This window comes from Dactylosporangium sp. CS-047395, from assembly GCF_050942185.1.
GTDB lineage: Bacteria > Actinomycetota > Actinomycetes > Mycobacteriales > Micromonosporaceae > Dactylosporangium.
In genome coordinates, this window is sequence record NZ_CP192015.1 from 6,722,319 (window position 1) to 6,736,708 (window position 14,390).

10 protein-coding genes are annotated in these 14,390 nt (G+C 71.6%); 5 read left to right on the forward strand and 5 right to left on the reverse strand.

Features of this window, described 5'->3' with window-relative positions:
- Positions 1 to 5: 5 nt before the first annotated feature.
- Positions 6 to 1,214: an acyl-CoA dehydrogenase family protein gene (locus ACQP00_RS31660; protein WP_433202059.1), complete on the reverse strand. Its 1,209-nt coding sequence runs from the start codon at positions 1,212 to 1,214 to the stop codon at positions 6 to 8.
- Positions 1,215 to 1,385: 171 nt separating this feature from the next.
- Here ACQP00_RS31660 and ACQP00_RS31665 point away from each other — a divergent pair, with 171 nt between their 5' ends.
- Both ACQP00_RS31665 and ACQP00_RS31670 read left to right on the forward strand, forming a co-directional pair.
- Positions 1,386 to 2,840 (forward strand): FAD-dependent oxidoreductase, encoded by a 1,455-nt coding sequence (locus ACQP00_RS31665; RefSeq protein ID WP_433202062.1) that lies wholly within the window; start codon positions 1,386 to 1,388, stop codon positions 2,838 to 2,840.
- A 67-nt stretch (positions 2,841 to 2,907) separates the two neighbouring features.
- A complete protein-coding gene (locus ACQP00_RS31670; protein WP_433202065.1) occupies positions 2,908 to 4,449 on the forward strand; it encodes a 4-hydroxyphenylacetate 3-hydroxylase family protein in 1,542 nt (513 codons plus the stop codon).
- A 51-nt stretch (positions 4,450 to 4,500) separates the two neighbouring features.
- Here the strand turns inward: ACQP00_RS31670 and cmdF are convergent, their stop codons facing one another.
- From cmdF to ACQP00_RS31690, 4 genes are all read right to left on the reverse strand, one after another.
- Positions 4,501 to 6,117 carry a tyrosine 2,3-aminomutase gene (gene cmdF / locus ACQP00_RS31675; RefSeq protein ID WP_433202068.1) on the reverse strand — a complete coding sequence of 539 codons (1,617 nt, stop codon included), beginning with the start codon at positions 6,115 to 6,117 and terminating at the stop codon, positions 4,501 to 4,503.
- Between the two features lie 6 nt (positions 6,118 to 6,123).
- Complete coding sequence (locus tag ACQP00_RS31680; protein ID WP_433202071.1) at positions 6,124 to 9,204, reverse strand: AMP-binding protein; 3,081 nt, start codon at positions 9,202 to 9,204, stop codon at positions 6,124 to 6,126.
- A gap of 26 nt (positions 9,205 to 9,230) precedes the next feature.
- Positions 9,231 to 9,494 carry a phosphopantetheine-binding protein gene (locus ACQP00_RS31685; RefSeq protein WP_433042379.1) on the reverse strand — a complete coding sequence of 88 codons (264 nt, stop codon included), beginning with the start codon at positions 9,492 to 9,494 and terminating at the stop codon, positions 9,231 to 9,233.
- Positions 9,495 to 9,585: 91 nt separating this feature from the next.
- Entirely contained in the window at positions 9,586 to 10,932 is a 1,347-nt protein-coding gene (locus tag ACQP00_RS31690; RefSeq protein ID WP_433202074.1) for a condensation domain-containing protein, read from the reverse strand.
- Positions 10,933 to 11,136: 204 nt separating this feature from the next.
- Here ACQP00_RS31690 and ACQP00_RS31695 point away from each other — a divergent pair, with 204 nt between their 5' ends.
- From ACQP00_RS31695 to ACQP00_RS31705, 3 genes are all read left to right on the forward strand, one after another.
- A complete protein-coding gene (locus ACQP00_RS31695) occupies positions 11,137 to 11,805 on the forward strand; it encodes a winged helix-turn-helix transcriptional regulator (protein WP_433042385.1) in 669 nt (222 codons plus the stop codon).
- Between the two features lie 254 nt (positions 11,806 to 12,059).
- Positions 12,060 to 13,202, forward strand: a complete 1,143-nt coding sequence (locus ACQP00_RS31700) for an aminotransferase class I/II-fold pyridoxal phosphate-dependent enzyme (protein WP_433202077.1) — start codon at positions 12,060 to 12,062, stop codon at positions 13,200 to 13,202.
- Between the two features lie 12 nt (positions 13,203 to 13,214).
- Complete coding sequence (locus ACQP00_RS31705; protein WP_433202080.1) at positions 13,215 to 14,381, forward strand: epoxide hydrolase family protein; 1,167 nt, start codon at positions 13,215 to 13,217, stop codon at positions 14,379 to 14,381.
- The last annotated feature ends 9 nt before the right edge of the window (positions 14,382 to 14,390 follow it).

Genomic DNA, 14,390 nt, shown 5'->3' on the forward strand with positions numbered 1-14,390 from the left:
TCCCCTTAGATGTACAGCGTGTTGGGCTCGAGGCCGCACAGCACGCGCCCGTAGAGCTCGTCGTTGGTGTCGGGGTGCATGAGGGCGTGCAGGTTCACCGCCGCGATGTCGCGGTGGATGCGCTGGATGGCCACGTCGTGGTAGATCGAGGAGCCGCCGCTGGCCGTCTGCAGGATGTCGACCGCCTCCTTGGCGAGCCGGCAGACCGCGCCGAGGTCGGCCCGGGCCTGCGCGCGCTCGAGCACCGTCCACGCCGTACCGTCGGCGCATTTGGTGTCCACGAGGGACGTCAGCCGGTGGCCGTGGAACTCGGCCTGGTCGATCTTCATGGTGGCCGTCGCGACCTGGTGGTGGGTCAGCGGCGCCTCGGCCTGCCGCTCGTAGGACGTATAGGTGATCTTGCGCTCGGGCAGCCGGCCCAGGAAGGCGTCGAGCGCGCCCTTGGCCAGGCCCAGCGCGGTACCGGCGGAGGAGGCCGAGGCGACCGGCAGCAGCGGGGCGCGGTAGATCGGGCTGCCGGCGTTGGCCGTGCCCGCGTGCTGGCCCTGCAGGATCGCCGGCAGCAGCACGAAGCGGTGCCCCGGCACGAAGACGTTCTCGGCGATCGTGGTGACGCTGCCGGTGCCGCGCAGGCCCGACGTGTGCCAGTCGTCCACGATCTTCAGGTCGTCGATCGGGACCACGCCGATGATCGGGACCGGGCCGTGCTCGGGGTGCACCAGGACCGCCACGATCTGCTGCCACTGGGCGTGCAGGGCGCCGCTGACGAAGCTCCACTTGCCGTTGACGACGATGCCGCCCTCGGCCGGCTCGGCCATCGCGCTCGGGCTCAGCGTGCCGCAGATGCGCACGTCCGGGGTGGCGAACACCTCGTCCTGCGCCGGATCCGGCAGCAGGCAGGTCATCCAGGTCGGGATCCAGTACACCGAGGTGACCCACGAGGCCGCCCCGTCGACCCGGCCGAGCTCGGTGGCGACCTCGAAGATGGTGCGGGTGTCGGCCTCGAAGCCGCCGTACCGCTTCGGCGTGCGCAGCCGGAACAGCCCGGCCTCGGCGGCGGCGGCGATCGTCTCGTCGTGCACCCGGCGGTTCTCCTCCGACCACTGGGTGTTGGCGCGCAGCGTCTCGGCCAGGCCGGTGGCGCGGCGGACCAGCTCCTCGCGGGACGGGATCGCGGTCGGTGCTTCTTGCGTCGGCACAGCGGCGGACACCACAGTGCGCCTCCTTCAGGGGCGATGGTCGGTCCGGCCCACCGTGCCATCCGGCCCCTGAGCGGCGCATCTTCCGGCGTGCGGAGCGGGCTTCGCATGCTCGGAGATGCCCTCGACGCGGTGTTTCCAAGACGATTCCGAATACGGACCTACCGACACAGCGAGGTGCCTCACGTGAACTCCGAAACGCCGTACGACGTCATCGTGGTGGGCGGCGGGCCCGCCGGCAGCACCGTGTCCACGCTCGTCGCCAAGCGCGGGCACCGGGTGCTGCTGCTGGAGAAGGAGACCTTCCCGCGGTACCAGATCGGCGAGTCGCTGCTGCCGGCGACCGTGCACGGCGTCGCCAACCTGCTCGGCGTCGACGAGGAGCTCAAGCAGGCGAACTTCACGATCAAGCGCGGCGGTACCTTCAAATGGGGCGCCAGCGACACCCCGTGGACGTTCGACTTCGCCGCCTCCCGCCGGATGGCCGGCCCGACGTCCTTCGCCTACCAGGTCGAGCGGATGAAGTTCGACAAGATCCTGCTGGACAACGCCCGGCGCAACGGCGTCGAGGTGCACGAGAACAGCCCGGTGCTCGACGTGCTCAAGGAGGACGGCCGGGTCGTCGGCGTGCGCTACACCGACGAGGACGGGCAGGCGCGGGAGGCCCGCGCGCGGTACGTCGTGGACTCCTCCGGCAACACCACCCGGCTGTCGAACAAGTCCGGCGCCCGCCGCGAGTACTCGCCGTTCTTCCGCAACCTGGCGCTGTTCGGCTACTTCGAGGACGGCAAGCGGCTGGCCCCGCCGCTGTCCGGCAACATCTTCAGCTGCACGTTCGAGCACGGCTGGTTCTGGTACATCCCGCTGTCCGACACGCTCACCAGCGTCGGCGCGGTCGTCCACCAGGACGCGGCCAACCTGGTGCAGGGCGACCCCGAGGAGGCCATGCGCCGGTTCATCGCCTCCTGCCCGCGCATCGCCGACATGCTCGAGAACGCCACCCGGGTCACCGAGGGCGTCTACGGGCAGCTGCGGGTGCGCAAGGACTGGTCGTACTGCAACACCGCGTTCTCCGCGCCCGGCATGGTCCTCGTCGGTGACGCCGCGTGCTTCGTCGACCCGGTGTTCTCCTCCGGCGTGCACCTGGCCACCTACGGCGGGCTGCTCGCCGCCCGTTCGCTCAACTCCTGCCTCGCCGGCGACGTGCAGGAGAAGGAGTCCTTCGCCGAGTTCGAGCGCCGCTACCGCCGCGAGTACGGCCTGTTCTACGAGTTCCTGGTCGGCTTCTACGACATGCACCAGTCCGAGGACTCGTACTTCTGGCAGGCCCGGAAGATCACCAACGCCTCGGTGCCCGACCTGGAGGCGTTCGTCGAGCTCGTCGGCGGCGTGGCGACCAACGAGCTGAGCGCGGTGGCCAAGGTGCGCTCGGCGTTCGAGGCGCACTCCGAGCACCTGAGCAAGCTGGTCGAGGCCGGGCTGGACGACGAGGAGCAGACGTTCGGCGCGGTGCCCGGCGAGCTGCTCGAGCAGGGCACCGCGCTGCAGGCCCGCGCGGTCATCGGCGCCGGGGCCGGCGAGGGCCGCCCGCTGGAGCCGGGCGGCCTGGGCGCCTCCCCCGACGGGCTGTCCTGGGTCTGAGTTTTCGTCTGATCGCGCCCGCCGGCCTGTCGCGCCGGCGGGCGCACGAGCATGGGAGGACCCGGCGATGACCACGAAGCCGCTCACCGGCGCCGAATATCTCGACAGCCTCCGCGACGAGCGCGAGGTCTACCTCTACGGCGAACAGGTCAAGGACGTCACCACGCACGTCGCGTTCCGCAATCCGGCACGCATGGTCGCGCGGTTGTACGACGCGCTGCACGACCCCGCACAGCAGGACGTCCTCACCGCGCGCACGGACGGCGGCGGCGACGGGTTCACGCACCGGTTCTTCACCACCCCGCACAGCGCCGAGGACCTCGTCGCCGACCAGCGCGCGATCGCCGCCTGGTCGCGGCTGCACTACGGCTTCATGGGCCGCAGCCCCGACTACAAGGCGGCGTTCCTGGGCACGCTCGGCGCCAACGCCGACTTCTACGAGCCCTACGCGGACAACGCCCGGCGGTGGTACCGCGAATCCCAGCAACGTGTCCTGTACTGGAACCACGCGATCGTGCACCCGCCGGTCGACCGCAACCGCCCGATCGACGAGGTCTCCGACGTGTTCGTGCACGTCGAGCGGGAGACCGACGCCGGCCTGGTGGTCAGCGGGGCGAAGGTGGTCGCGACCGGCTCGGCGCTGACCCACTACAACTTCATCGCCCACTTCGGCCTGCCGGTGAAGGACCAGCGGTTCGCCCTCGTGGCCACCATCCCGATGAACGCCGTCGGGATGAAGCTCATCTGCCGTCCCTCGTACTCCGCGGCCGCCGCCGTGATGGGCTCGCCCTTCGACTACCCGCTGTCCAGCCGGCTCGACGAGAACGACACCATCCTGGTCCTCGACAAGGTGCTCATCCCGTGGGAGAACGTCTTCATCTACGGCAACGTGGCCAAGGTGCAGATGTTCGGCGGCCAGTCCGGCATGATCGAACGCGCGACCTTCCACGGCTGCATCCGCCTCGCGGTCAAGTTCGAGTTCATCGCCGGGCTCGTCGTGAAGGCGCTGGAAATCAACGGCACCGACGGCTTCCGCGGCGTGCAGACCCGCCTCGGCGAGATCCTGGCCTGGCGCAACCTGTTCTGGGGCCTGGCCGACGCGGCCGCGCGCAACCCGGTGCCGTGGAAGAACGGGGCGGTGCTGCCCAATCCGGCGTACGGCATGGCGTACCGCTGGTTCTCGCAGCTCGGCTACGCGCGGATTCGCGAGATCGTCCAGCAGGACGTGGCCAGCGGGCTCATCTACGTCAACTCGAGCACCGACGACTTCGCCAACCCGCAGGTGCGGCCGTACCTGGACAAGTACCTGCGCGGCTCCAACGGCGCCTCGTCCGTCGAGCGGGTGAAGGTGATGAAGCTGCTCTGGGACGCGATCGGCTCGGAGTTCGGCAGCCGGCACGAGCTGTACGAGCGCAACTACTCCGGCAACCACGAGAACACCCGGGTGGAGCTGCTCTTCGGCCAGCTCGCGAACGGCGACATCCGCGACTACAAGTCCTTTGTGGACACCTGCCTGGCCGAGTACGACCTATCCGGCTGGACCGTGCCGGACCTCTCCTCGTTCGACTCGCTGCACCGAGCGGCGCTCGACGGTCTCAGCGGCCTGTAGGCAGGAAAAGGCCCCGGCATCCGCATCGGGTGCCGGGGCCTTTTCGGGTACCTAGCGCAGCTGCGTGCCGTCCGCGGTGACCGCGTCGAGCAGGCCGCCCTCGCCCAGCGCGGTGGCCACGGCGGTGATGTCGTCGGCCATGTACCGGTCCCGGTCCAGGGTCGGGATGAAGGCGCGAATCCACTCGTACGCCTGCCGCGACGACGGGCTGAGCCGGTCCGCGCACCCGTGCAGGTCGACCGCCTGCGCCGCGGCGAGCAGTTCCACGGCGAGGATGACGGTGTTGTTCTGCAGCACCCGGCGGGCGTTGCGGGTGGCGATCAGGCCCATGCTGACCACGTCCTGGTTGTCGCCGTTGGACGGGACGCTCTGGGTGCTGGCCGGGTTGATGGTGCGGTTCTCGGCGACCAGGGCCGTCGCCGGGTACTGCGCGCCCGCGAAGCCGCTGTTGAGGCCGGGCTCGCCGGCGACCAGGAACTCCGGCAGCCCGTCGCTGAGGTGCCGGTTGAGCAGCCGGTTGGTGCGCCGCTCGGAGAACACGCCGAGCTGGGTGAGCGCGATGGTCACGAAGTCCATGGCGAACGCGACCGGCTGGCCGTGGAAGTTCGCGCCGTGGAAGACCTCCTGGCCCTCGAAGAACAGCGGGTTGTCGTTGGACGAGTTGAGCTCCGTGCGCAGGGTCCGCTCGGCGTGGTACAGCGTGTCCCGCACCGCCCCGACGACCTGCGGGATCGCGCGGAGGGTGTAGGCCTTCTGCATGTACACCTCGGTGCGGGCCACGTTGCCCTCGCCGGCCGCGTCGGACTTCTGCTGCTTGGCCTGCTCGCGCAGCTCGGCGTGCTCGACCGCCAGGGCGGTGTCGCGCATGAGGGTCCGCATGTTCGCCGCGGTGTCGATCTGGCCCTGGTGCGGCCGGGCGATGTCGTGCCCCTCGGGCAGGAACGGGCTGGTCGAGCCGCGCATCGTCTCCACCACGAGGGCGGTGATGATCTCGGCCTGGCGGACCTGGTCCAGTGCCCCGTCGACGACGAGCGAGCCGAGGCCGGTCATCGCGGACGTGCCGTTGATGAGGGCCAGGCCCTCCTTGAACTTCAGCTGCAGCGGCTCGATCCCGTGCTCGGCCAGCACCTCGGCGGTCGGCACGGGCTTGCCGTCGCGCAGCACGTAGCCCTCGCCGATGAGGGTGACCGCGATGTGCGACAGCGGGGCCAGGTCGCCGCTCGCGCCGAGCGAGCCGATCTCGGGGATCATCGGGGTGATGCCGAGGTTCAGGTAGAGCGCCATCCGCTCCAGCAGCTCGGGCCGCACCGCCGAGTAGCCCTTGGCGAGCGCGTTGAGCCGGGCGGCCAGCATGGCCCGGGCCTCGACCTCGTTGAAGTGCGGGCCGACGCCGGCGCAGTGGCTGCGGACCAGGTTCGTCTGCAGCTCGGTCTCCTGAGCCGCGTCGACCTGCATGTAGATCATCTCGCCGTAGCCGGTCGTGACGCCGTAGATCGGGGTGTTCTGCCGGGCGATGTCCTCGAACACCTTGCGGCTGGCCGCCGCCTTGGCCAGGGCCTGCGGGGAGACCGCGCACGGCAGCCGGTCCTCGGCGACCCGGCGAATGGTGCGGAGGTCGAGCGATTCACCATCGAAGTCGACGGCTACCTTTTGTACCACTGCAGTCACTTCTTGTCACCTCATCGCAGACGGTTCAGCTGATGGACGGCGGTCGAACGGCTTGGCCGTGGCCACGACGGCTTCTTCGACGAGCGCGGCCAGGTCGCTCAGGGTCGGGTTGGCGGCGAGCTCCCACAGCGGCACGGCCGCCCCGAACTGGTCGCGGATCTGCGCGGCCAGGCGGAGCAGGAGCAGTGAGTGGCCGCCGAGGCCGGCGAAGGTGTCGTCCGTCGCCGGGACGCGGCCGCCGAGGAGCCGGCGCCAGATCTCGCCCAGCGCCTTCTCGAGCATCGTTTTCCTGACATTGCCGGCCCGGGTCGCCGTCCGGGCGGCGCCGGCGGCCAGGCGGTGCCGGTCGACCTTGCCGCCCGCGGTGCGGGGCAGGGCGGTCACGGTCCGGAACGACAGCGGCAGCTTGGCCTTGCCGAACCGGCGCCGCACGTGGGTCCGCCACACGTCGGTGGACGGCGCGGGCTGCGTGCGCGGCACGACATAGGCCACGATCCGGGTCACCAGGCCCTCCTGGTCGCCCAGCGGCAGCACGGCACAGGCGGCCACCGACTCGTGCTCGGCGAGCGCCGCCTCGATCTCGGCCAGCTCCAGGCGCCGGCCGAAGAACTTGATCTGCAGGTCGGTCCGCCCGCGAAATTCCAGGGCGCCGTCGTACCGTCTGCGCGCCCGATCCCCGGTCCGGTAATACGGTCCCGGGAAGAGGTGCGCGGGGCGGGCCTCGACGCCGACGTACCCGGGCGTCACGTAGGGGCTGCGGATGACCAGGTCGCCGGTGACCCCGTCCGGGCACGGCGCACCGCGCTCGTCGAGGACCTCCACGTGCCGGCCGGGGATGGCGCGGCCGATCGGGACGGTGCCGGACACGTCGCCGCGGACCTCGTGCCAGGTGGCGAGGATGGTTTCGGTCGGGCCGTACAGGTTCACGAGGCGGATGCCGGGCAGCAGCGCGCGCAGGTCGTTGGCGAGGGCGCCGGGGAGCGGCTCACCGGCGAGCAGCAGCGTGCGCAGTTCCGGCGGTTTCGCGGTCTCGGCGATGGTCCGGCGCAGCTCGCGGGCGAAGCTCGGGACGGTCTGCAGGACGGTGATCCGCTCGCCGATCAGCCACGGCAGGAGCTTCTCGGGGTTGCCGCGGATGCCGTCGGGGACCGGGCAGACCGTGGCGCCGGACGTGAGGCCGGCGAAGAGCTCCATGAGGCTGGCGTCGTACCCGGGGGCGGCCCACTGGGCGAGGCGCACGCCGGGGCCGATGCCGAACTCCTCGGCGAACCAGTGGGTGAACTGGGCCAGGGCGGCGTGGGTCTGGCGGATGCCCTTGGGGACGCCGGTCGATCCCGAGGTGTACGCGATGTAGGCCGCGGAGGATCCCGCGGCCCGGGGCGGGGGCGCGTCCGGGACCGTGGTGACGTCGATGACGGTGCCCTCGGTGCGGTACCACGTGGCGAAGGGGCTGTCCTCGTCGACGAGCAGGCAGCGGGGCGCGAGGCCGCGCAGGATCTCGCGGTCGCGCTCGCCGCTGTCCTCGGTGGCGAGGCAGATCAGGTGACCGCCGGCTCTGAGGACGCCGGTCGCGGCGGCGGCGAACGCGGCGCTGGGGGCGATCCGCACGGCGATGGGCGCGCCGGTCGCATCGCCGATCGCGGCGGCTATGGCGTCGGCGCGGCGGGACAGGTCCGCGTACGTCACCGTCCCGCCGTTCGCATCGGCCACCGCGGGTGCGTCGGGGTGTGTCCGGGCCAGGCCGGCGATCGTGTCGTGCACCCGTTCGTGCTCGACCTCGTCCGGCTCCGCGCGGCTCGCGCACGCCGGGTCGAGGGTGAGCGTGGCGAGCGGGTCGTCCGGGTGCTCGATCGCCGCCTCGACCAGGGCGCGCAGCTGGGCCGCGATGCGCTCGGCGGTGGCGTGGTCGAACATGTCCGTGCGGTACCGCAGCGATCCGACCACCGACGGCTCCAGCCGGTCGACGACCAGCGCGAGGTCGGCCTGCGCGACGCCACTGGCGGCACGCATCGGCAGCGCCTGCGCGGGTCCGAAGGCCAGGATCGGCCGGTGCGCGACCGGCCCGGCGAACACGGCGTCGTAGAGCACGGCGCGGCGGGGGTCGCGCTCGCCCCCGGCCAGCCTGGCCAGGTGGTCGAAGGGCAGGTTGCGGTACTGCAGGGCGGTCCGGACCTGGCGATGCACGGCGCGCAGGAGGCGGCGGAAGGTGGCCGCCTCGGCGAAGTCGACGGCGACGACCATGAGGTTGTCGAACGGCCCGACGACCTTCTCGGTGAGCGCCGTGCGGGTGCTGACGGGCACGGCGACGGCGATGCGGCCGGCCGGGTCGTAGCGGTGCAGCAGCGCGTGCAGGGCGGCGAGCAGTACCTCGGCCGGCTCGGCGTCGGCGACCTGGGCGAACCTCCCGGGCCAGTCGAAGCGCACCGCCTGGCTGGGGGCCCACGGACCGCGGGGACGTTCGCGGTCGGCGGGGAGGTCCAGCGCGTCCGCCCTCGGCTCGCGGCTGGCCACCCATTGCGGATCGGGTTCGAGGGTGCGGCGGCGCTCCACCGCCGCGACCGCGCGGTACTGGACCGGCTTGTCGTGCTCGTCGAGGTTCCGGTTGTACGCCGCCGCGAGTTCCTCGGCGACGATACCGACGGAGGTCTCGTCGCAGATCATGGCGTCGGCGACCAGCAGCAGGCGGGCGTTCTCGTCGTCGAGCACCAGGAGCGTGACGGCGACCAGCCCGGTGCCCGGGTCGAGCGGGCGTTCCATCCGCTCGGCGGCGAGACGGTCGGCGACATCCTCCGAGTCCGGCCACGTCCAGCGGTCCCGCAGGTCGAGGATCTCCAGCGCGGCGTCGGCGTCGCGCTGGACGATGGGGACCGGCCGGCCGTCGACCGCGAGAAACACGGTGCGCAGCAGCTCGTGCCGGTCGGACACCGCGGCCCACGCCCGCCGTACCGCGCCCAGATCCAGCGGCCCCACGACGGCGAACTGCCGGCAGCGGTTCTGCTCGGCCGAGCCGGGCATCAGCTGGTGCAGAAACCATGCGCGATCCTGCGCGGGCGATGTCGTTTCGTGCTCGGTACGGCGGGCGTTCACGGTTCCTCCCCTGCGCTGCTGTTCGTTCAGCCGCGGGCCGCGTGCTTGGCGCGGACCGTCTCCTGCAGGGAGGCCAGCGTCGGGTCGTCGAACAGGTCGCCGATCTCGATGTCGACCCCGAGCTCGTCCCGCACCCGGGTGGCGATGAGCATCGCGGAGATGGACTGGCCGCCCAGGTCGAGGAACGTCTCGTCGCTCGGCCCCGGCGCCACGCCGAGCACGGCGCACCAGATCTGCTCGACGCTGCTGTTGACGGTCCCGACCGAACTGTCGGTGGTGCTGCCGGACATGGCGTTTCCTTTCGTGCGTTGGGGGGACGGACGGGCGCACGCTCACGCCCGCGCACCGCGCGTTGCGCTCGGTGCGCGTTTCGCCGTTCGCTCAGGCGGTGAGGTCCGCGTCGGGGTTGGCGAGCAGGTCGGTCACCGTCCGCTTGAAGTCGAGCACCATGGCGGCGGCGGTCATCGAGTCGTAGCGGTTGCTGTTCACCGCGAGCGTGCCGACCGTGTCGCCGCCGGCCTCGACGCTGAGGGTCCACAGGGCGCCGTCGGGGATGTCGCCGCCCACCGGGGAGGAGACGTTGCGGCGGATCTCGGTGAAGTTCAGGTCGCCCACCGTGGTGCCCTCGGCCGAGAACAGGGTGCGCTCGACCTGGAAGACGAACGCGGCGAGGTTGTCGTCGGCCATCGGGGCCGCGACCGCCGGAGTGTCCTGGACGACCTGGCCGAAGAGGAGCTCGTGCTCGTACGCGCCGAGGCAGGCCGCGCGGGTGCGCAGGATGACCTCGCGGAACGAGGCGGCGCCGGACAGCCGCACGCGCAGGGGCAGGAAGTTGTAGAAGGAGCCGACCGACTCCTGGAAGCGCTGCAGGCCCCGGCCCGGCGAGAACGTCGGCACCGTCACGTCGGCGCGGCCGAACGCGCGCTGCACGGTGGCGCAGTACGCCGCGAGCAGGACGATGAACGGGGTGCTGCGCGTGTGGCGGGCGATGGACAGTACAGATGCGGTCGTTTCGGGGTCGATCGTGAAGCGGTGCCACGATGACGCCTTCGGCAGGCCGGCCGAGCGCGGCCAGTCCGTCGGCAGGGCGAGCAGTTCGGCGCCGTCGAGGTTCTCGCGCCAGTATTCGCGGTCCACGTCCTCGGCGACGAGCTCGTGCTGCAGGCGCGCGAACTCGGCGTACTGCGCGACCTCGGGCAGCTCGGGGACCGCGAACCCGGCCGCGGCCGCGTAGAGGTTGGCCACGTCGCGCATGATGATCTGCATCGACCAGGCGTCGGCGGCCGAGTGGTGGGCCTGCAGCCCGAGCACGGCGTCGTCGGGCGCGAGGCGGACGAGCACGGCGCGCAGCAGCGGCAGGTCGTTGATCGAGAACCGGCCGGCCTCGAGGTCGTTCATCGCCCACTGCGCGCGCAGGTCGCGCCGCGACTCGTCCGGCTCCGGGTGCTCGATGATGTCCAGGCGGACCCTGCCGGGTGCGCAGATGCGCTGGTACGGCTGCTCGGCGTCGCGGACGATCACCGTGCGCAACGCCTCGTGACGCACCACGACGGCGTCCAGGGCGGCCTGCAGGCGGGCCGTGTCGATCGGCCCGCGCACCCGCCAGCCTGCGGCGATGTGGTGGTACGGGCCGAACGAGCCGGCCTCCTCGCCCTGGTCGAACATGAACAGGAACTGCTGGTTGGCGGAGAGGGGGACGACCGTTTCGGACGTCTGGGTGGTGGTCATGCCGACGAGGCCTCCGTCCGTGGAAGGGATGCGGCCGTGGCTCGACGGCCGGACCGCGTCGCGCCGTCGGGGGCCGCGCACCGCGGTGACGATGCCGAGTCAACCACCGGATCGGCGGTGGCTCTTCTCACAGATTGCCCAGTCCAGCGGCACTGCATCCGGACAAGCGTGGTTGCCGATCCAGAAACGGACTACACTGGCTGCATGGCAAGGAAGACGTACGGGCAGTACTGCGGCGTCGCGCGGGCGATGGAGCTGCTCGGCGAGCGCTGGACGATGCTGATCGTGCGCGACCTGCTCGTCGCGGCCAAGCGCTACACCGACCTGCACCGCGGCCTGCCCGGCATCCCGACCAACGTGCTCGCCGACCGGCTCAAGGAGCTCGAGGCGGCCGGTGTCGTGGAGCGGGTGGTCATGCCGCGCCCGGACGGTTCGGTCGTCTACCGGCTCAGCCCCTACGGCGAGGAGCTCAACGACGTCGTGCTCTCCCTCGGTCGCTGGGGCGCCAAGGCGCTCGGCGAGCCGCTCGACACCGACATCGTGACCGCCGACTCGCTCATCATGGCGATCCGCACGACGTACCACCCGGCGGAGGCGCGCGGCCTCAAGGCCCGCTACGAGGTGCAGTTCGGCGACATCCTGGTGCACGCGATCGTCGACCGCACCGGCCTGCAGACCGGCACCGGTGGCGTCGACCGCCCCGACCTGCGCATCTCGGCCGGCCCGGCGCTGCGCGCGATGATGGCCGGCGAGCTCGACCCGGACGACGCCGTGCGCGAGGGCAGCGTCACCATCGACGGCGACATCGCCCTGCTGCACCGCTTCGCCGACGTGTTCCGCATCGAGCCGATGCCGGTGGCCGAACCCGCCTGATCCCCCGTTCCGCAAGGCCGCGTCCGTTTCGGACGCGGCCTTTGTTGTGCGCACCCTCGGATATGACATGGCTGCGTGGTGCGCCGGACGATGATTCGCAGCACGCCTGCACCGGATGCCGGGCGGCGTCAGGCCACATTCGCGCCGCTGCGCACCAAAGCCCGCTCCGCCCGCCTCGTGCGGCGGTTTCCGGTGCCGCCGTGCGGGCCCGGCGGCCGGCCCACCGAGAGGAATGGCGGATGCTGCGCAAACCCATGTTTCAAGACGTCGTCCACGTGGGCCGGCCGAACATCGGCGACCGGGCCGTCCTGGCGAAGCGGATCGACGGCGCCCTCGACCGGCGCTGGCTGACCAACGGCGGCCCGCTGCTGCACGAGTTCGAGGAGCGCGTCGCGCAGATCGCCGGCACCGAGCACTGCGTGGCCACCTCCAACGCCACCAACGGCCTGCAGATCGCGGCCATGGCGCTCGGCCTGCAGCCCGGCGACCAGATCATCATCCCGTCGTTCACCTGGGTCGCGACCGCGCACGCGATGGACTGGATCGGCCTCGTGCCGGTGTTCTGCGAGGTGGACGAGGCGACCGGCAGCGCCGACCCGGCGCACGTCGAACTGCTCGTCGGGCCGCGCACGAAGGCGATCCTCGGCGTGCACGTGTTCGGCCATCCGTGCCTGGTCGAGCAGCTCGCCAAGGTCGCGCAGCGGCACGCGATCCCGCTGCTGCTGGACGCGGCGCACGCGTTCGGGTGCACGTACCAGGACCGGCCCATCGGCGGCTTCGGCGCGGCCGAGGTGTTCAGCTTCCACGCCACGAAGTACGTGAACAGCTTCGAGGGCGGCGCGATCGTCACCAACGACCCGGACCTCGCCGAGCGGGCCCGCACCATGCGCACGATGGGCCAGGACGGCACCCGCGAGGTGGTCGGCCGCGGCACCGTCGGCCGGATGAGCGAGGTGCACGCGGCGATGGGCCTCACCTCGATCGAGGCGATGGACGACTTCATCGCGATCAACAAGCGCAACGATGACTTGTACCGCACGCGCCTGGCCCCCGTGCCCGGCGTGACGGTGCGCCCACAGGCGGCCGGGGAGCGGGCGAACTACCAGTACCTGGTGGTCGAGATCGACGAATCGGTCGCCGGGCTGCACCGCGACGACGTGCACCGCATCCTGCACGAGCACAACGTGCTGTCGCGCAAGTACTTCCACCCGGGCTGTCACGAGATCGAGCCGTACCGGTCGAACCCCCGCCGGCACGCTCCCCTGCCGCTGCCCCGGACCGAGGCGCTCACCCAGCGGGTGCTCGCGCTGCCCACCGGCACGTCGATCGGCCCGGCCGAAGTCGACGGCATCTGCGAGATCATCGCCGACGCGGTCGCCACCGCGCGCCGCGGCTGAGGAGGACGATTCATGCGACCGTTCCAGATCGCCATCCCCCCGAAAGACCTCGACGACCTGCGCCGGCGCCTCGCGGAGACCCGCTGGCCGCCGGCCGGACCGGGCACCGACTGGGAGCGCGGCGTCCCGCTGGAGTACCTCCGGGAGCTCACCCAGTACTGGCAGGCCGGCTACGACTGGCGCGCCGCCGAGCGTTGGCTGAACAGCTTCCCGCAGTTCATCGAGGAGATCGACGGCGTCGACGTCCACTTCGTGCACGTCCGCTCGGCCGAACCGGACGCCACCCCGATCATCCTGACCCACGGCTGGCCGGGCTCGTTCGTCGAGTTCCTGGACATCGTCGGCCCGCTGACCGACCCCCGCGCCCACGGCGGCGACCCGGCCGACGCGTTCCACGTCGTCATCCCGTCCATCCCCGGCTTCGGCTTCTCCAGCGCCCCGACCGAGCCCGGCTGGGACGTCCCGCGGGTGGCCCGCGCCTGGGCCGAGCTCATGCGCCGCCTGGGCTACGACCGCTACCTCGCCCAGGGCGGCGACTGGGGCAAGGTCATCTCCCTGCGCCTGGCCGAGGCCGACCCCGACCACGTCGCCGGCGTCCACCTCAACATGTTCGTGGCGATGCCCCCGATGGACGACCCGAACGCCTTCGCCGACCTCGACGAGCGCGACCTGCGCAAGCTGCAGAAGGCCGGCCGCTTCCAGCAGGACGGCATGGGCTGGCAGCAGATCCAGTCGACCCGCCCGCAGACCATCGCCTATGGCCTGAGCGACTCCCCGGTGGGCCAGCTGGCGTGGGTGGTGGAGAAGTTCAAGGAGTGGAGCGGCGCCGACAAGGGCCCCGAGGACGCGGTGAACCGCGACCGCATGCTCACCGACGTCACCATCTACTGGCTGACGAACACCTCCGGCCCGAGCGCCCAGCTGTACTTCGAGTCGACCCGCTTCCCCGAGGACTTCATGCGCACCTGGGCCGGCCCGTGGCCGCTGTCGGTGCCGGTCGGGATCGCGGTCTTCCCGGACGAGGTGTGCCCGCCGATCCGCAAGTTCGCCGAGCCGCTGCTGCCGACCCTGACCCACTGGACCGAGTTCGACCGCGGCGGCCACTTCGCCGCCCTGCAGCAGGGCGACCTGCTCGTCACCGACCTGCGGGCGTTCAACCGCGCACTGCCGGCCGCCTGACCCGTTCGT

Excerpts from the sequence above, each read along its gene's own strand:
- ACQP00_RS31670 (WP_433202065.1), top strand. The coding sequence starts at position 2,908 with ATGACCACGAAGCCGCTCACCGGCGCCGAATATCTCGACAGCCTCCGC.
- ACQP00_RS31685 (WP_433042379.1), bottom strand. The coding sequence starts at position 9,494 with ATGTCCGGCAGCACCACCGACAGTTCGGTCGGGACCGTCAACAGCAGC.
- ACQP00_RS31690 (WP_433202074.1), bottom strand. The coding sequence starts at position 10,932 with ATGACCACCACCCAGACGTCCGAAACGGTCGTCCCCCTCTCCGCCAAC.
- ACQP00_RS31695 (WP_433042385.1), top strand. The coding sequence starts at position 11,137 with ATGGCAAGGAAGACGTACGGGCAGTACTGCGGCGTCGCGCGGGCGATG.
- ACQP00_RS31700 (WP_433202077.1), top strand. The coding sequence starts at position 12,060 with ATGTTTCAAGACGTCGTCCACGTGGGCCGGCCGAACATCGGCGACCGG.
- ACQP00_RS31705 (WP_433202080.1), top strand. The coding sequence starts at position 13,215 with ATGCGACCGTTCCAGATCGCCATCCCCCCGAAAGACCTCGACGACCTG.